The sequence below is a fragment of the Jezberella sp. genome (genome assembly GCF_964834465.1).
Map to the genome: position 1 here is coordinate 87722 of NZ_CBAZRM010000008.1, position 17545 is coordinate 105266.

The 17545-nt window shown below is 52.0% G+C and carries 20 protein-coding genes; 7 read left to right on the plus strand and 13 right to left on the minus strand.

The window, feature by feature from the left end:
- Positions 1-9: 9 nt before the first annotated feature.
- The gene (gene galU / locus AC1W8Y_RS07810) at positions 10-846 is read right to left on the minus strand and encodes a UTP--glucose-1-phosphate uridylyltransferase GalU (RefSeq protein ID WP_482013910.1); all 837 of its coding nucleotides are present in this window, start codon (positions 844-846) and stop codon (positions 10-12) included.
- 69 nt (positions 847-915) lie between these two features.
- Between galU and AC1W8Y_RS07815 the strand changes: the two genes are divergently transcribed.
- On the plus strand, positions 916-2439 hold the full coding sequence (locus tag AC1W8Y_RS07815) for a M48 family metalloprotease (protein WP_482013911.1): 1524 nt from the start codon (positions 916-918) through the stop codon (positions 2437-2439).
- A 28-nt stretch (positions 2440-2467) separates the two neighbouring features.
- Here AC1W8Y_RS07815 and AC1W8Y_RS07820 read toward each other — a convergent pair whose 3' ends face one another.
- From AC1W8Y_RS07820 to AC1W8Y_RS07830, 3 genes are read right to left on the minus strand one after another with little or no spacing between them, the layout of a single operon-like run.
- On the minus strand, positions 2468-3457 hold the full coding sequence (locus tag AC1W8Y_RS07820) for a YheT family hydrolase (RefSeq protein WP_482013912.1): 990 nt from the start codon (positions 3455-3457) through the stop codon (positions 2468-2470).
- A gap of 22 nt (positions 3458-3479) precedes the next feature.
- The gene (locus AC1W8Y_RS07825; protein WP_482013992.1) at positions 3480-3902 is read right to left on the minus strand and encodes a YybH family protein; all 423 of its coding nucleotides are present in this window, start codon (positions 3900-3902) and stop codon (positions 3480-3482) included.
- Positions 3903-3919: 17 nt separating this feature from the next.
- Positions 3920-4135: a zinc-finger domain-containing protein gene (locus AC1W8Y_RS07830; protein WP_482013913.1), complete on the minus strand. Its 216-nt coding sequence runs from the start codon at positions 4133-4135 to the stop codon at positions 3920-3922.
- Positions 4136-4289: 154 nt separating this feature from the next.
- On the opposite strand from AC1W8Y_RS07830, the gene AC1W8Y_RS07835 reads away from it, so the two are divergent.
- From AC1W8Y_RS07835 to AC1W8Y_RS07845, 3 genes are read left to right on the plus strand one after another with little or no spacing between them, the layout of a single operon-like run.
- Complete coding sequence (locus AC1W8Y_RS07835) at positions 4290-4976, plus strand: AzlC family ABC transporter permease (protein ID WP_482013993.1); 687 nt, start codon at positions 4290-4292, stop codon at positions 4974-4976.
- Positions 4973-5308, plus strand: a complete 336-nt coding sequence (locus AC1W8Y_RS07840; protein ID WP_482013914.1) for an AzlD domain-containing protein — start codon at positions 4973-4975, stop codon at positions 5306-5308. The genes AC1W8Y_RS07835 and AC1W8Y_RS07840 overlap by 4 nt, the downstream gene beginning before the upstream one ends.
- Positions 5309-5344: 36 nt before the next feature.
- Positions 5345-6775, plus strand: a complete 1431-nt coding sequence (locus AC1W8Y_RS07845) for a DEAD/DEAH box helicase (RefSeq protein WP_482013915.1) — start codon at positions 5345-5347, stop codon at positions 6773-6775.
- 14 nt (positions 6776-6789) lie between these two features.
- Here AC1W8Y_RS07845 and AC1W8Y_RS07850 read toward each other — a convergent pair whose 3' ends face one another.
- Entirely contained in the window at positions 6790-7191 is a 402-nt protein-coding gene (locus tag AC1W8Y_RS07850) for a thioredoxin family protein (protein ID WP_482013994.1), read from the minus strand.
- A gap of 73 nt (positions 7192-7264) precedes the next feature.
- On the opposite strand from AC1W8Y_RS07850, the gene AC1W8Y_RS07855 reads away from it, so the two are divergent.
- The gene (locus AC1W8Y_RS07855; RefSeq protein ID WP_482013916.1) at positions 7265-8098 is read left to right on the plus strand and encodes a competence/damage-inducible protein A; all 834 of its coding nucleotides are present in this window, start codon (positions 7265-7267) and stop codon (positions 8096-8098) included.
- Between the two features lie 13 nt (positions 8099-8111).
- A complete protein-coding gene (locus AC1W8Y_RS07860) occupies positions 8112-8930 on the plus strand; it encodes an IclR family transcriptional regulator (protein ID WP_482013917.1) in 819 nt (272 codons plus the stop codon).
- Between the two features lie 12 nt (positions 8931-8942).
- Here the strand turns inward: AC1W8Y_RS07860 and AC1W8Y_RS07865 are convergent, their stop codons facing one another.
- On the minus strand, positions 8943-9950 hold the full coding sequence (locus AC1W8Y_RS07865) for a tripartite tricarboxylate transporter substrate binding protein (protein WP_482013918.1): 1008 nt from the start codon (positions 9948-9950) through the stop codon (positions 8943-8945).
- A 336-nt stretch (positions 9951-10286) separates the two neighbouring features.
- On the opposite strand from AC1W8Y_RS07865, the gene AC1W8Y_RS07870 reads away from it, so the two are divergent.
- Entirely contained in the window at positions 10287-10865 is a 579-nt protein-coding gene (locus tag AC1W8Y_RS07870) for a phasin family protein (protein WP_482013919.1), read from the plus strand.
- Positions 10866-10919: 54 nt separating this feature from the next.
- Here AC1W8Y_RS07870 and AC1W8Y_RS07875 read toward each other — a convergent pair whose 3' ends face one another.
- The 7 genes from AC1W8Y_RS07875 to cyoA are packed head-to-tail and all read right to left on the minus strand — an operon-like array spanning position 10920 to position 17509.
- Positions 10920-11462, minus strand: coding sequence for a response regulator transcription factor (locus tag AC1W8Y_RS07875; protein ID WP_482013920.1), 543 nt, complete (start codon positions 11460-11462; stop codon positions 10920-10922).
- Between the two features lie 3 nt (positions 11463-11465).
- A complete protein-coding gene (locus AC1W8Y_RS07880) occupies positions 11466-12743 on the minus strand; it encodes an ATP-binding protein (RefSeq protein ID WP_482013921.1) in 1278 nt (425 codons plus the stop codon).
- 25 nt (positions 12744-12768) lie between these two features.
- A complete protein-coding gene (locus AC1W8Y_RS07885) occupies positions 12769-13530 on the minus strand; it encodes an SURF1 family protein (RefSeq protein ID WP_482013922.1) in 762 nt (253 codons plus the stop codon).
- A gap of 6 nt (positions 13531-13536) precedes the next feature.
- The gene (cyoD, locus tag AC1W8Y_RS07890) at positions 13537-13938 is read right to left on the minus strand and encodes a cytochrome o ubiquinol oxidase subunit IV (RefSeq protein ID WP_482013923.1); all 402 of its coding nucleotides are present in this window, start codon (positions 13936-13938) and stop codon (positions 13537-13539) included.
- Positions 13935-14570, minus strand: a complete 636-nt coding sequence (gene cyoC / locus AC1W8Y_RS07895; RefSeq protein ID WP_482013924.1) for a cytochrome o ubiquinol oxidase subunit III — start codon at positions 14568-14570, stop codon at positions 13935-13937. The genes cyoD and cyoC overlap by 4 nt, the downstream gene beginning before the upstream one ends.
- Positions 14563-16566 carry a cytochrome o ubiquinol oxidase subunit I gene (gene cyoB / locus AC1W8Y_RS07900; protein WP_482013925.1) on the minus strand — a complete coding sequence of 668 codons (2004 nt, stop codon included), beginning with the start codon at positions 16564-16566 and terminating at the stop codon, positions 14563-14565. Before cyoB ends, cyoC begins: the two co-directional genes overlap by 8 nt.
- A complete protein-coding gene (gene cyoA / locus AC1W8Y_RS07905) occupies positions 16556-17509 on the minus strand; it encodes a ubiquinol oxidase subunit II (RefSeq protein WP_482013926.1) in 954 nt (317 codons plus the stop codon). Before cyoA ends, cyoB begins: the two co-directional genes overlap by 11 nt.
- Positions 17510-17545 lie beyond the last annotated feature (36 nt).

Here is a 17545-nt window from a genome sequence, read left to right on the forward strand (position 1 = left end):
GTCGTAGGATCAGACTTTTAATCCGTGATACTTTCGGCCCAAGGCTACGGTCGCAGCAAACATGCCTTCTTTGTTGCCGCAGTCATAACGTTCGCCCTCATAGCGATGCGCAAAGACTGGCTTTTCATTCATGAGCGAAGCGATCCCGTCTGTCAATTGAATCTCTCCGCCTGCGCCGGGTTGCGTTTGACGCAAGTGCGCAAAAATTCTGGGATCAAGGACGTAACGACCCACAACCGCCAGGGTGGAGGGGGCAACCTGAGGTTTGGGCTTTTCGACAATGTGCAAAACCCGCTCCGTGCGATCGTCAACGCGTTCAGTCGCCACAATCCCGTACTTATCCGTGTCCGCCGGCGGGACTTCTTGAACCCCCAGAACGCTGCCCTGATTGTTCAACGCTGCATCAATAAGCTGGCCGATAACCGGACGATCGGCGTCGAGTAAGTCATCTGCCAAAATCACCGCAAAAGGCTCGTCACCGACAATAGGGGCGGCGGTGAGTACTGCGTGACCTAGCCCCAAAGGAGCTGATTGGCGGATATAAATGCAGTTAACGTTCGATGGCAGAATGTTGCGAACAATTGACAGTAACGCGTCTTTGCCTTTTTTATCCAGTTCTGCCTCAAGCTCTGGATTTGAGTCGAAATGGTCTTCAATGGCTCGTTTGTTTCGCCCTGTGACAAAGATCAAGTCGGTGATCCCGGCGGCGACGGCTTCTTCAACCGCGTATTGAATCAAAGGTTTATCGACGACGGGCAGCATTTCTTTAGGCATGGCCTTGGTGGCTGGCAGGAAACGAGTCCCCATACCGGCGACGGGAAAGACTGCTTTACGAACCGGGCGCATAATTTATTTTCCTGGGCTGTCATTCAAAAAGAGATCGGAACAAATTCACTAGAAAGTTATCATACGTGAATGTACACAGCTTTTATGTTTCATGATCGTGGAGCTCGGGTCCGTCAGATCAGACCAACCCAGCTTTTGCTGAGCGTTTTCTGCGCCTTGTCGTTGTTGACCTCGCACGCACAGCCCTCGGGGGCACCATCGCTCGGCGCAGCGTCTGCGGATGAACTGTCGCCAGTCGTTGAGCGAAAGCTGGGTGAAGCCATCATGGTCGAAGGACGACGCGACCCTGATTTTATTGATGATCCCGCCATTAACCAATATTTGAATGATGTGGCACACCGCTTGGTGGCTTTTGCGCCGCCGGGCGGGCCTGAACTTGAGGTGTTTGGGGTCAGAGATCCCGTCATCAACGCGTTTGCGATGCCTGGTGGTTTTATCGGTGTTAATAGTGGTCTGGTCGTGTCGACCAAATCAGAAGCCGAGTTGGCCGGTGTACTCGCCCATGAAACGGCGCACGTGGTTCAACGCCATATGGCTCGCGGCCTGACCCAGCAAAAGCAAAGCAATACCATTGCCCTCGCCTCGATTGCCGCTGCTGTGTTGGCTGCGCTTGCACACGCCGGTGGTAATGCCGCAGCGGGCATTGCCCTGTTTGGTCAGGCTGCCGCCCTTGATCAGCAGCTGGGCTTTTCTAGAGAAGCTGAACAAGAGGCCGATCGCATCGGTTTTGATATGCTGATTCAGGCTGGCTATGATCCCAACGGCATGGTGCGGATGTTCGCTGGCATGATGAACGCAGCCTCGCTCAACGAAAGTGTGCGCGGTGGCGTTTTTGCCAGTACTCATCCGCTCAGTATCCAGCGCATGACGGATATGCAAAACCGGGTTCGATTAATGAAACCTGTGCCCAATCAAAGTTCATCAGATTACTGGTACGTTCGGGCCAAGATGAGAGTCATTCAGTCGAGCGACGCTAAAGTTGCTATCCTTGCTAATGAGCAGTTTCAAGAAGAGGTAAGAACGGGGGGTGGGGCGAGTCGGTCTGCAGCGCAGCTGGGGTTGTCGCTTTTTGCGTTGCAGCGTAAGAACTACTCGATGGCAGAGCAGTATCTGCTGGCAGCCCAAACCAACACGGTGGCGTCTGCCTTTTTGAGCGCGCAGCGCATTGATATTGATTTGGCCAAAGGCGACGTCACCAGTGCATTAAATACAGCACAGGCAGCGGTCAAAAAATGGCCTGATCAACTGGCGCTGGTTAAGCGATTGGTCAAGTCGTACGAAGTTTCAAAAAGAGATCGAGAACTTGTCGACCTGTTGGCGCAATACATCCAGCGCTGGCCGAAGCAAGTGCCTTGGCTATACGAGTCACTTGGCAAAGCACAAGGGCGCCTTGGGTTACCCATTGCGTCGAGGGAGAACTTGGCGAATTACTATCGATTGACAGGTGCGTTAGCCGCCGCAGTCAATCAACTGCAAGAGGCTAGAACCCTGTCGAGTGACTTCTACGAGCAATCACAAATTGACGTCAACGTACAGAAAATTCGAGAGCAGATGACAGAAGAGCGCCGCATGCTTGAGCGGTTTAAATCTTGAGGGTTAAATCTTGAGTCGCAAACTGGGGTTATCTTGTTGACGCAAAAAAGCGCCAAACTCTCTCTGGCAGCCAATTGAGATTGCCTGGGAACTGACCCGTCACAAAGCCTGCATGTCCACCTTGTGCCGGGTAATGTAAGGTCACATGATCTGATGCTTCCTGTGACCCAGGCAAGGATGCTTCAGGCCAAAACGGGTCATTGCGTGCGTTCAGTAACAGCGTAGGTATCTCGATTTTCTTCAGCCAAGGCTTACTCGACGCTTTGATCCAATAATCTTCAGCATCTCGAAAACCGTGCATCGGTGCTGTGTAAGCGTCATCAAAGTCTCGCAAGGTTCTAGCTCGAGAGACACGCGCGAGGTCGATCTGCCCGGGAAATCGTTGCGCTTTGGCCAACACTTTGGGTTTCAGCGCATGCAGAAAAAAGCGGGTGTAGACCTCGCGATTGAAAAAATGGTCTGACAGTTGATTGCCGGAGGCAAGCAAATCAACGGGTACAGAAATGGCACAAGCAGCTTTGACCAACGCTGACGTGGTGCCGTATTCACCGAGGTACTTGAGTAAGGCATTACCCCCTAAAGAAATGCCGGCCGCATGCCAGGTCAGTTGAGGATGCTTTGCTCTGACTGTCTGCAGGATGAAGTCGACTTCTGCAGTGTCGCCAGAGTGATAGGCGCGTGCCAACCGATTGGGCGTGCCTGAGCAGCCTCGAAAGTGAGCGATCACGATCAACCAGTTTTTTGATCTGAAATGCTGTGTCATGGCCTGCACGTAACGACTGCGGCTGCTGCCTTCGAGTCCGTGCAAGATCAATAAGGCGTGCGTTGGTCGCGTGGCGCTTTGTGCGTTGAAAGCCCAATCGAAATCGATAAAATCCCCATCGGGCGTATCGACGCGCTCTCGATTGAAACTGACCATGGCGTACGGCGCACAGAGCGCGCCGTAGATCGTCTGGCTATGCGCCTCTGGTAACCAAGCGGGCACAGGGCAGGGCGAGGTGTCTAAGGTGGCAGCCACTCGTCAAGTCAGCGGACTGCGCTTAATGCAGCAGACCCGGAATGTCGTGTAAATCAAGCGCGTTGGCCTGAGCAGGTGCAGCTGATGCGTGATGGATGACAAGACGCCAGCCGGTAGGGCCTTTGTGAAACACATTGGTGGCATAGCAGTTGGCGACTTCAGTACTCTGGGGGCCTTGAACAGTGACCTGTTCGATCAGTGAGTGAACGGCGCTCATCATGCTGTGAACAACCATCGTTCGCGCTGGCCGGATATGCAGCCCACCCGCTGCAAGTATCTCTTGAAACGATTCATTGACAGCATGATGACCAATCACTCTCAGGCCCCCCGGGTGGACACAGACGATCTCTTCGTCATCGGCCCAAACTTGCATGAGTCGGGTCAAATCAGCTCGTTCAAGGGCATCATAGAAAGCGAGCTCTGCCTCTTCAGCGGTGGCGAACATGACAGGCATCGGTTGGCTTAATGACCGTGCCCGGCTGAGACACCGGGCTTGAGTTGATAGTGTGTACCGCAATAAGGGCATTGCGCCGAGCCGGTGTCGAGAATGTCGAGAAATACGCGGGGGTGCATGTTCCAGACTGGCGTACTTGAAGTAGGACAATGGAGGGGAAGATCTTCTGCCCCGACCAAGGTGGGTGCCGCTATGGTCGAATCTGCGGAGCCTGACTGTGCCATTTTTTGTCCCAATCTGAAAGGTGATAAACAAATAAAAAAATTCGTGTCCGATTGTAACAAGGGGCGAGTCTACAATTGTGACAATTTAATCGATGAACTGACGGCGACGGTGGACTTTCAAACAGATAGGCACAATGCGCAACGCAAAGCGGCGTTGCTGAGCGGCTTGCGTGCAACTCAAACGGGCTTTGTTGCCTTGTCAGTGTGGGGCATTGTGACCGGGGTTGCCATGGTTAAGTCAGGGCTTACCGAAAAAGCCGCGGTCGCTATGACGCTGCTGGTGTACGGTGGTTCTGCGCAATTGACCTCGCTTCCCCTGATCGCCGCAGGGGCACCTCTTTGGTTGATCTTTGCCATTGGTTGTATTGTGAATTTGAGGTTTCTGATTTTTGGGGCGGCCTTGCATCCCTTTTTTCATCAGATGTCCTGGATCAAACGCTTGTTCTTAGGCTATCTGACCGTTGACATCTGTTTTGTCGCTTTTATGTCTACTTTTGCGGACAGCCGAGAAATCGGGACAAGTGAGCAACGGTGGTTCTATTTTGCCTCAGCTGCCGTCTCGTGGTTGCTTTGGCAGATCACCTCACTGATCGGCATTGCGCTGGGTACGCTCGTCCCAAGCTCATGGTCGCTTGAGTTCTCTGCCACCCTTGCGTTGTTGGCGATGGTTTTGCCAATGGTTAAAACCAAGCCCTTGGTCGTTTCGGTGCTTTGTGCCGGCACCGTTGCCTGGGTAGGGCAACCATTGCCTTTGAAACTTGGCCTATTGTTCGCTGTGCTTGCCGGTATCGCCGGCGGGATGTGGGCGGAGTCTGCCTCGGTGAAGGGCGATCCAACATGACCAGCCACGACGATTTTTGGTACCTCTCGATTGCCTTGGTGCTGTTGATGTTGTCGGTGGTAGTGACCCGGGCGAGCTATTGGCTTTTTGGTCATCACATGCCTCTACCAGACCGCGTTCGACGCGCTTTGAAATATGCACCCGGTGCTGGGTTGGTTGCGATCATTGTGCCTGAGGTGTTGCCCTGGGTGGCGGGTCAAGGGCCTGTTTTTGACCCGAAGTTGGTCGCTGCTTTAGTGGCTATCTTGCTTTTTAGGCTCACTCGCAATGCCGTGGTGGTGATCGTTGGGGGAACCCTGGCATTATGGTTATTACGTACATGGATGGGTTAGTGGGTTACACTGAGGCAAGATTTCTTAAATAATTCAATGACTTCAAATATTCAAACCTCAGAAACCCCTGCATCGATTACCGCTACTTTTGCCGAAATCGGGTTGCATCCTTCTCTGCTTCAAGCGGTTGCAAATACAGGTTACACCACGCCAACGCCGATTCAAGCACAAGCGTTACCGCACATTATGGCTGGCCAGGATGTCATGGGCGCTGCTCAGACTGGTACGGGTAAGACGGCAGCTTTCACCTTGCCGATTCTTCACCGGCTGATGCCGCTGGCCAATACCAGTGCATCACCTGCCAGACATCCTGTGCGTGCACTGATTTTGACGCCAACGCGCGAATTGGCTGACCAGGTATTCGAGAGCGTGAAGCGCTACGGTGCGCAATCCCCCCTGAGGGCTGCGGTGGTGTTTGGTGGGGTAGATATTGGTCCGCAAAAAGAAGCGCTGCGCAATGGCTGTGAGGTCTTGATCGCCACCCCAGGCCGGTTACTGGATCATGTTGAACAAAAAAACGTGAATCTGGGGCAAGTCGGTATCCTGGTGTTGGATGAGGCGGATCGAATGCTCGATATGGGTTTCTTGCCCGATCTTGAGCGCATTATCAGATTGCTGCCAGAACAACGCCAAACCTTATTGTTCTCGGCAACATTCAGCAATGAAATCCGCAAACTTGGCCGTACCTACCTGAATTCACCGATTGAAATCGAGGTTGCCAAGCGCAACGCGACAGCCGATACGGTCACCCAAATTGCTTATGCCATCCCGGCTGATGAAAAGCGGGCTGCTGTTGTTCATCTCGTCAAATCGCGCGGTTTGAAGCAAGTGATCGTTTTCTCGAACACAAAAATCGGGACGAGTCGCTTGGCTCGCCAACTTGAATTGGACGGCGTTCGGGCTGAATCGATCCACGGTGACAAGACTCAAGCCGATAGAATGAAAGCGCTTGAGGCCTTTAAGAGTGGTGAGCTCGAGGTGCTGGTAGCTACCGATGTCGCGGCTCGGGGCTTGGACGTGGCGGGTGTCCCTTGCGTCATTAATTATGATTTGCCGCATAGCGCTGAAGATTATGTGCACCGCATTGGTCGAACGGGGCGTGCGGGTGCCAAGGGAGAAGCAATTGCCTTTTATGCACCAGGTGAAGAAAAGTTTTTGATCGATATCGAGAAATTGATTAAAGCGACCATTGTTCGAGAGACCTTGCAGATACCTGGTTCAGTGAAGGCGGCAGCGACAAAGTTGAGTCAGGAAGATTCTCGTCGTGATCGGGGTGCCCGCAATGAGCGGCCAAGTCGATACACAGCCAAGCAACCCCCGATCGACGAATTCTTTCTCAAACCCTATGAACCGACCAAGTCAGCCAGTGAGCGATCAGTCACCACCTCAAATCCCTCGGTGAGAGCGGGGTTGCCGATCCCTAAAAGGCCTGTTGGTTTGTTGCTGGGTGGTGTCAAAAAAACCTGATCTTTAGCCGTTCTTCAGGCCTTCGTTGAGTTGATAGATGACAGACTGATCAAGAGGCTGCGGACATCCGGTAGGGCGGTGGCTTGCGCGCCGTCGCTCACTTGCATCGCTTGCAAGAGCCTTTCAAGATGACCGATATGCGGCAGAATGGTGCCCGCAAAGCGCGTCTGCTGCGCCTGAGCGATCAGCAGCGTCGGAAAGTTTTCTATATCTTCGTCACCCATTAACTCTGGATAGTCTTCAATATCAGCCCAGACAAAACTGATCTGTGGAAATTGTTGCGATAACTGGTCGAGTTTCGGTTGATACTGTTGGCAGGTGTCGCACCAGGCCGCGCAGAAGCAGACGACCATCATATGATCGCTATCTTTTAATCGAGTTGAAAGTTCGGAAGAACCGGGAAAGTACAAAGTCATGTCAGGCGCAAAACTGGTTGTTTGACTATCATATCGCTGTTTATTGATTGCTATTTTGCCACTGGAATCCATCATGTCTGCAGCACCTCAAAAAAAACGAATCGGCTTGATCGTTGTGGGCGACGAAATTTTGTCTGGTCGACGCCAGGATAAGCATTTGCCTAAAGTGATCGAGCTGCTCGGTGCGCGTGGCTTGCAACTCGACTGGGTGCAAATCCTCTCGGATGACAGAGAATTACTCACCACAGCATTGCGCCGTAGTTTTGCCTCCGATGATATTGTGTTGAGCTGCGGTGGAATAGGTGCCACCCCTGATGATCACACGCGTCAAGCAGCGGCTGCAGCCTTGCAGGTGCCGCTTGTTTTGCATCCCGATGCCGAACAACAGATCACGCTGCGGTGTGCAGAGATGGCGGCTAAAGGTCAGGGCAGTGCCGATATGAGCACCCCAGAGAATCAGCAACGCTTGCAAATGGGGTTTTTCCCAGTGGGTTGCGAGACGGTTGCTAATCCGTACAACCGAATCCCGGGGTTTTATATTCGAAATCATACGTTTGTGCCGGGGTTCCCCGTGATGGCCTGGCCCATGCTTGAATGGACGTTGGACCACCGCTACCCGCATTTGCATCATGCCACCCAACATGCAGAGCAATCGTTCATTGCCTACTCGATTCCCGAATCGCGTATTACCCCTGCCATGGAGTCACTGCAGGCTCAATGGCCAGAGGTGAAAGCTTTTAGTTTGCCAACGGTTGGTGAGGCGGGCGGACAACCGCATATTGAACTTGGCGTCAAAGGGCCGCCCGCGGTTGCCGCACTGGCACTTGAATTTTTGCGAGCCGAGGCGATTCGTTTGGGTGCTCGGATCGAAAATCCGAGCAACCCAGCGCCGTCTCTGACGCACTGAGCGGTTCTCGTTGATGCCGACTCGGTTGCCCGTCAACATGAATCAATCTTCGGTCTCCACCGGGCAGGTTGGGATGACGATACAAGTACTGGACAGAGCCACGCGAGTGCTCGATGTACTGGCAAAAACAGCAGATCCTGTCAGCCTGAAGGATCTCTCTATGGCGACTGGTCTGCATCCATCAACCGCACATCGGATTTTGAGTGACTTGGTGTTGGGTCGATATGTTGAACGGGTCGATAATGGGACTTACCAGCTGGGGATGCGATTGCTCGAGCTGGGCTCATTAGTGAAAGGCCGTTTAGATGTCAGGACAGCTGCGCTTGGTGCGATGCGCTCGTTGCATGAGCTAACCGGACAGACTGTGAATTTATCGGTGCGTCAGGGCGATGAAATTGTCTACGTGGATCGTGCTTGGAGTGAGCGCTCCGGGATGCAAGTCGTGAGGGCCATTGGCGGCAGGGCACCGCTGCACTTAACCTCAACGGGAAAGTTGTTTTTGTGCTCAATCGATGCAAGAGCACTGCGTGCTTACGTATCGCGCACAGGGTTGGTAGGCAGCACCATGAATAGCCTGACGGATGCAACCAAGCTTGAGCAAGATCTCGCGTCGGTCAAACGGCTGGGGTTTGCCCGAGACAATGAAGAGCTAGAACTGGGGGTGCGCTGTATCGCTGCTGGCATTCACGACGATACGGGGCGCTTGGTTGCAGGGCTCTCCATTTCAGCACCCACTGACCGCCTGCAAAATGAATGGATTCCCCACCTTGTGGCGACTGCTAAAGAAATATCTGTGTCGCTTGGCTACGAGCCAGAGGCAGAGCGACGCTAGCGCTCACTCATGTTAGCGCGACGCGAGATGCCGCTCTTTGATCAGTTTTCCCCAGCGCTTGACCTCATCGGAAATCAGTTTGGCGAATGCAGCTGGTGATTCAGGCGTGGGCGTCAATCCCATGGAGGCGAACTGCGCTTTAGTCTGGCTGTCGTTGAGCACCTCGCGAATCGCCCGATTGAGCTTATCAACAATTGGGGCAGGCATCCCTTGTGGCCCGATCAAACCATGCCAAACACTGACGCTAAACCCGGGGTAGCCTGCTTCTGCTACGGTGGGTATATCTTTAAGCGTATCGAGTCTGGTCGCAGTCGTGACGGCCAGTGCCGTTAATTTGCCCGACTCAATATAAGGCAAGGTGGATCCAGCTTCGCCCAAAATCAACTGAACCTGACCGCTCACGGCATCAGCTAAGGCGGGCGACGTGCCTTTATACGGGACATGCAACATTTCTATGCCAGCGGCTGTCATCAATTGTTCGGTCGCCACATGCGTCACACTGCCATTGCCAGCCGAGGCAAAGCTGAGCTTGCCTGGGTTATTTTTAGCAAACGTCACGACGTCAGCCAATGTCTTAAAGCCAGTCTCTGGATTCACCGCGATAATGAGAGAACCACTGGCCAGCACCGCGATCGGGCTGATGTCTTCGGCCGCGTTAAATGGCAGACTGTAAAGGCTAGCGTTCACCGAATAACTGTTGGCAGCGAGCAGCAAGGTGTAACCATCATTGGCCGACGTTAGGGCAATTTCTGCCCCTACGTTACCCCCAGCCCCGGGGCGGTTGTCGACGAAGAAAGATTGGCCTAGTTTTTCAGTCAATTTTTTTGCAACGAAGCGTGCCATAAAATCAGACCCCCCACCTGGTAAGAAACCGACAATGATTCTCACGGGTCTACTGGGGTAAGTATCTGGGTGCTCGGCGCTGACGGCATGGCCGACCGTGAACAGGCACAGTAACCACAGAAGGGCATATTGAAGAGGGCGGTACCCATCATTAATTTTTTGAGATTGTGTTTTCACTGATGTACGCCAACATGAATTGATATTAAAAATTATTTTGCCATCAGCAGTCTCTCTTAAAAGCTGATAATAAAGCGGCTTTTAGGCCTTAATATCCACAAATGGTGGTTTGCCAACACAGTCGAGTGCTTGGGTTTTTATATTTTTTTCTTTAAAATCAACAGCAATTGATGATTTGTGACATTTGTGTTGCAACGCAACAAAAAAAGCTTGAATTTCTGCCCGATGGCTTTATAATTGAATTGTGCAGTGCAACAAAGGTATTTGAAGTCGTATTCACTGTGATTCACGCATTGTATTTTGACGTATTCAACCTTTCACCATCCGGAGTCCCAAATGTCCCAAATTCCTCAGCAATTTTTAGATAGTCACAAAGCAGCCCTTGAGGCGATGATCTCTGCTCAAACCACTTTGTTTACCGGTTTCGAGAAGCTGGTCGACTTGAACCTGAAAGCGATGAAAGCGTCGCTTGACGAAGTGTCAGAAAAGTCAGCTGAAGTGATCGCAATCAAAGATCCTCAGCAAGCCGTTGCAATGACTTCGGCGTTTGCACAGCCAGCAACAGAAAAAGCCATGGCTTACAGCAAGCACATTTATGACATCGTGACTGGCGTTCAAGCCGACCTGAGCAAATTGAGTGAAGCTCACATTGCAACTGGTCAAAAAAATATTCACGAAGCCGTTGAGCAGATGGCCAAGCATGCACCGACAGGTGCCGAGGGTGCGGTTGCCATCATCAAATCGTCACTGGCACAAGCAACGGATGCTTTTGAAGCGATGACGAAAGCTGCCAAGCAAGCTGGCGCAGTTGCTGAAAAGAATTTGTCAGACGCTGCATCAGCGTCTTTCAAAGTTGCTAATCAAGCTGCTGAAGCCGTGAAAACGACTGCTCGCACTCGTCGTACCGCTGCCTAAGCGCTCGTTGTTCCATCAAAAAAGCCCGCTTTGAGCGGGCTTTTTTCATGAGAATCAACGAACTCGCCTTTTCTCAATTTTCCGTGCAAGCGTGCGGCGATGCATGCCTAGACGTCTGGCTGCCTCTGAGATATTGAATCCCGTTTGAGCAAGCACTTCGTGGATGTGCTCCCATTCAAGTGTCTTGATGGAAGTCGACTGAGTGGCGAGCTTGATTTCTGTCTGTCCTGCAACATGGTTGAAAGCAGCTTCGATGTCATCGGTATTCGAGGGTTTGGCGAGATAATGACAAGCCCCGAGTTTGATGGCCTCGACGGCGGTTGAGATGCTGGCAAATCCTGTCAAGACGACGATCAAGACGGTAGGATCGTGAGCATGTAGTGCTTTGACACAATCCAGGCCAGATGCTTGATCGTTCAACTTCAAATCAACGACCGCATATTGCGGTGTATGTTGTCGCAACAAGACCTGCAAGTCTTCGAGGTTAACGGCCACCATCACTTTGTAGCCGCGACGTTCGAAGGATCGCGCCAGAGTTCGCGAAAAAATGGCGTCATCTTCGACGATAAACAGCAAGCGATTTTGAGCGGTTTGCATCGCTTAACGCACTTCGATGGCTGAGAGAGGCAGGTTGAGTGTCACTTGCGCACCGCCTGCAGCTAGATTTCGAACATCAACCGAACCGCCCAGTTCATTGGCAACTTTCATCACTAAATAAAGCCCCAACCCGCGACCAGATTGCCCCTTGGTTGATTGGTACATTTGCCCAAGCTGGCCAAGCACTGCGGGCTCAAACCCTGGCCCAGCATCCGTGACGATCAACTGCACAAAATTGTCTCTCGCGAACGCTTCGAATCTCACCCAAGCAGGTGACGCATCGAGGGCGTTGTTCAAGATGTTGAAGATCATCTGTTTGATCGCGGTGTCTGAAACGGCGATCAACCGCTCGTCGATACAATTGTCATAGTCGAAGGTGACGGTTCGACGCGTGAGCTTCCATTCTGTCACGATCTGATCCAGAAAGCTCTTGATGCTCATCTTGACTGACGACTCGCCTCGCGTTTCACCTGCGGACATCAGGATACTGGTCAAAATTGATTTGCATCGTTTGACTTGTGCTTCCATTTCGCTGATATCTGCTTGAACTTCTGGCTGTTGCTCAAACGCAGCAAGCCGACGCCAGTCGCCAAGAATCACTGATAGGGTTGCCAGTGGTGTGCCAAGTTCATGAGCAGCACCTGAAGTCAGAAGCGCCATACGGATCAGATGCTTTTCTTCAAGTGTGCGTTGATTGAGCGCGCTGATTTCTTGGTCACGATCACGCAAGTTCTTTTGAATACGATGAATGAATACCACCAGCAAAATGGCATTCAGTATAAAACTGATGAGAATGCCCTGTGCGTTGACATTAAAGAAATCCAGTTTGTCGGTAAAAAGCGCTGGAAGCGGTTCAGCATAAATCGCCAGTAGAGCAACACAGACAATGGACAGCGTTAGTACAAAGAGCGTGAGCTCTGCACCGAACAAGACCGCACTCAGGACGATTTGCAACAAAAATAAAAAAACAAAGGGGTTAGTGACACCGCCGCTAAAGTAGAGTTGCATGCTGAGTGTCACCACATCGAATAGCAGAGAGAAAAATAATTCTCCACGACTGACCGACTGATGGTGATGCCAACGAAGCTGACAAGCAAGATTGAACGCGACCAGAAACGCAAGCACCTCGAGCATATAGGGTAAGGGCAGTGTCACCTTCATCCCGAAAGTCACGATAAGGATGGTGGTGATTTGCCCGAGCACAGCGAACCAACGCAACTGAATCAGTTGCCGCATGTTGCGGTAGTCTGCAACTTCTTTGAAACTTTCAAATTCCATCATGGGCAATGTAGACTCACAAAGATGATCAAGCTGATTCGATTGCTTTTTTAGATCTACTTACATGAAAACATCCATAGACGAGCAACGCTGCGAGGGTGTACCAAGTCAGTGCATATATTAGGTGATTGTTTGAGAATTGAATGACGGTGAGCCCCATCACTGGCGGATCTGCAGCGAAAGGCGTCAGGAGATCATTGGAGAGCTGGATACTCTGCATATCGACAAAAAACGGGGCGCTGGGTGCTAACCGATCGATCTTTGCCATTTCTACAACATCGCGAGAATACCAGCGCTGGGTGGCTGGATCATTTTTACGCAAAAAGCCGCCCTGCGGCTCGTTCAACCGCAACAGACCAGTCACCGTCACCGTTGTGCCTTGGTCTGCGGACAAGAGCTGACGCAAATCGGGCAGATGTTCGACGAAACCTCGGTTCACGTAGACAAACGTCCCATCAATCTGCCTCAAGGGGATGATCAGCCAAAAGCCAGGCCCGTGGACGGTGACTGCCTGAACCCCTCGTGCGTATTGATAAAGCAACACCCCAGAAGCGGTGACACGCAGATACGCCGAGTTGGCCATGTTTATCCCAGACCACTGATTAAAGCTAGGGACGGGCCTTGGTCTGGCATGTACCCGCTCGTCGACTTGAGCGATCAGCGCTGTCTTCCAGAATTGGCGCTGTATTTGCCAACTACCAAGCCCCACGAGCGTCAAAATTACCAACGCTAAGACGCCCCAGAGCAGGACTCTTTTGGCGGTTGATGTGAAGGGCTTAAGATTGGCCACCGAGTGTTAAGGCATGTTGCGCATGGAAGACATGGACGCCGGCATCATGTTGGTATCCAGATGGTACATCACCCAAACCGAGCCGCTGAACATGATCACCAGTAGGGTCACGGTGAAGATCAGCGAGAGTATCTTCCAGCCGCCTTCTGCCTTACCGGTCAGATGCAGAAAATAGCGCATATGAACGATGACCTGAAGCGCAGCGAAGGCAAGCACCACGGCGACGGTAATTTTTTTATCCGAAATCATTTTGCCCATCACCAACAGAAAAGGGATGGCTGTCAGGATCACTGAAAGGACGAAACCTTTGACGTAATCAGATAGGCTTCCTTCATGAGGCTGACCAGCGCGGTGGTGAGCGTCCGCGTGACCAAGGTGCTGCTGATTGTTGCTTGTGTGAGCGCTCATGCGAGTGACCCCATTAGGTACACGAAAGTAAAAACCCCAATCCAAACCACGTCGAGAAAATGCCAAAACAAAGACAGACACATCAAACGGCGGCTATTTTCTGGCGTCAGGCCATGTTGCTTCAATTGAAAGGCCAAGGTCACTAGCCAAATGATCCCAAAGGTGACGTGCAGACCATGTGTACCCACGAGGGCGAAGAAGGCGGTGAGAAAGCCACTGCGTTGTGGCCCGGCACCCTCATGGACAAGGTGAACAAATTCACCGATCTCGAGAGCAACAAAACTTAATCCCAGGAGGCCGGTTAACCCAAGCCAAAGCATGGTTCGCTGCAGTCGCTTTTTTTTCGCTGCCAACATGGCAAACCCATAGGTGATTGACGAAAACAAAAGCAGGGAAGTATTCAGGGCTACCAGCGATAGATCGAAAAGATCTGCACCTGTTGGCCCCATGGCGTAGTTTTGCCCCAGCACGGCATAGCTGGCAAACAGAACGGCAAAGACGAGGCAGTCACTCATCAGATAAAGCCAGAAGCCAAGCATTGAACCGTTTTCTGGATGGTGCTCGATCACGTAAAATCGCGACGATGGGTCGATCGGATTCAACGCTATTGATCCCTCAACTTGATTAGACATGACTCACCATTTGGGTTGTGCGCGTTGCTTCGGTGTCCGTCACTATTTGCGCGGGGATGCAGTAATCCCGGTTGTAATTAAAGGTGTGGTGGATGATGGCGACCAGCAGGGTCACGAAAGACAGGATGACCAGTGGCCACATGTGCCAGATCAAGCCAAACCCGCAAAGAGCGCTCAAGCTCGAAATCACAAAACCCGCTGCCGTATTTTTCGGCATGTGAATCGGGGTAAATCCAGTTTGAGGTCGCACGTAACCAGCTGCTTTCATGTGTGCCCAGGCGTCGCGCTCATGAACGCTGGGGGTAAAGGCAAAGTTATAGTTGGGTGGTGGTGACGAGGTCGACCACTCAAGCGTGCGCCCACCCCAAGGGTCGCCCGTGACGTCTCGGGTTGCCTCGCGCTGTAAATAGCTGACAACGATCTGGATAACAAAGCAGATAATGCCCATGAAAATCATCACGGCGCCGATTGCCGCGATGATGAGCCATATTTGCAATGAGGGATCTTCAAAATGACTGACCCGTCTGGTGACCCCCATCAAGCCTAAGACGTATAGCGGCATAAAGGCCAGGTAGAAGCCGACTGTCCAGAGCCAAAACGAACACAGACCCCAGAAGCGGTTCAAGGTGTACCCAAAGGCCTTGGGAAACCAATACGTAATGCCGGCAAACGTCCCGAACACCACACCACCAATAATGACGTTGTGAAAATGTGCAATCAGAAAAAGGCTGTTGTGTAAGACGAAATCTGCCGCAGGCACCGCTAAAAGTACGCCCGTCATGCCCCCGATCACGAAGGTGATCATGAAGGAGATCGTCCACAGCATGGGCAATTCGAAGCGAATTCGACCGCGATACAGGGTGAAAAGCCAGTTAAAGATCTTCGCACCTGTCGGGATAGAAATAATCATGGTGGTGATGCCGAAGAACGAATTGACGCTTGCCCCCGAGCCCATTGTAAAAAAATGATGCAACCAAACAAGGTACGACAAGATTGTGATCACCACCGTCGCGTACACCATTGAGGTATAGCCAAACAATCGTTTGCCGCTGAACGTCGACACCACTTCAGAGAAAACGCCAAAGATGGGTAGGATCAAAATATATACTTCGGGGTGCCCCCAAATCCAAATCAAATTCACGTACATCATGGCGTTGCCACCATGATTATTAGTGAAAAAATTGGTGTCCAGATAACGATCCATGGACAGCATCGCGAGCACCGCCGTCAACACGGGAAAGGCAGCAACAATCAACACGTTAGTGCAAAGCGCTGTCCACGTGAACACCGGCATTTTCATCATCCTCATGCCAGGCGCTCTCATCTTCACAATGGTGACGATGAGATTTATGCCCGACAAGAGCGTACCGACCCCCGCAATTTGCAATGACCAGATCCAGTAATCAACCCCGACGTCCGGGCTTGCCAAGATCCCCGACAGGGGGGGATAGGCTAGCCATCCAGTTTTGGCAAACTCACCGACAAACAGTGACACCATGACCAGGGCCGCACCGCTGGCCGTCATCCAGAAGCTGAAGTTATTCAGAAACGGAAAGGCAACGTCACGAGCGCCGATTTGCAAAGGGACCACGTAGTTCATCAGACCAGTGACAAAAGGCATTGCCACGAAAAAAATCATGATCACGCCATGCACGGTGAAGAGCTGATCGTAGTGATGAGGCGGTAGAAAGCCTGCTGAGTCACCGAATGAGACGGCTTGTTGTGCCCGCATCATCAGCGCATCCGCAACCCCTCGTATCATCATCACGAAACCCATGACCACGTACATGATGCCGATTTTCTTATGATCAATGCTGGTGACCCAATTGCGCCAAAACGGTATCCACTGCTTGAAGTAGGTCATCAGCCCAAAAATGACCCCGCCACCGAGCGCGACCACCAGAAACGTCACGATGAGAATGGGTTCGTGATAGGGGATAGCATCGAGTGTCAACCGTCCGAAAACGAGTTGGCTCAAATTTAAATCAGTGCCCATTTGGTGTCTCTTTCATCAATGTCGATATCACTGCAACCCGCTCAGCAGCGACCGCTTGCTTGTCAGCAGGGGTCGTTGGCCCAAAACATATATCGTTATTGGCCATCGATCGGCTGATCACCGCATCGTATAGCCTTGGGCTGACAGTACCGAAGTGCTTGACCGGATTGCCAATCGACGGTTTTTCTAGCCTGAGATAGGCCTCTTGCGTGAGGTTGTCGTTGGTTGCTTTGACCGATTCAACCCAGGCGTCAAAATCGCCAGGTACCATCCCTTTGAACTTGAAGCGCATTTTAGAAAACCCAGCGCCGCTATAGTTCGCCGAAAAGCCGTCGTATACCCCAGGGTGATTGATCACAGCGTGCAGTTTGGTCTGCATGGACGGCATCGCGTAGATTTGCCCCGCCAGTGCGGGGATGTAAAACGAATTCATTACCGTAGAGGCCGTGATCTTGAACGTGATCGGCACATCAACAGGCGCAGCGAGTTCATTGACCGTCGCAATGCCTAAGTCGGGATAAATAAAAAGCCATTTCCAGTCGAGCGCAACCACTTCGACGGTGATGGGTCTGACGTTAGCTGCGACGGGTTGATTGGCTTTGATCCGGTCGAGTGGCCGATACGGGTCAAGCGTATGTGTCGTAATCCAGGTGACCAGCCCGAGCGCGATAATGATGAGCAGAGGTCCGCCCCAGATCACGAGCTCAAGTCTGGTTGAATGATCCCAGTCTGGCGCATAGGTCGCCTGTTGATTGGTGGCGCGATAACGGTAGGCGAAAAAGACGGTCATACAGATGACCGGGATCACGATAATCAGCATCAAACCAGTCGCTACGGCTAACAAATGACTTTGCTGACTGGCAATGTCACCCGAGGGGTTCAGCACAACCATCTGACATCCGCTTAACAGCAGAACTGGCAACAGGATCAATCTTCGCAGCATATTAGGGAAAACGGCTAAAAAAATAGGTGAAACCAA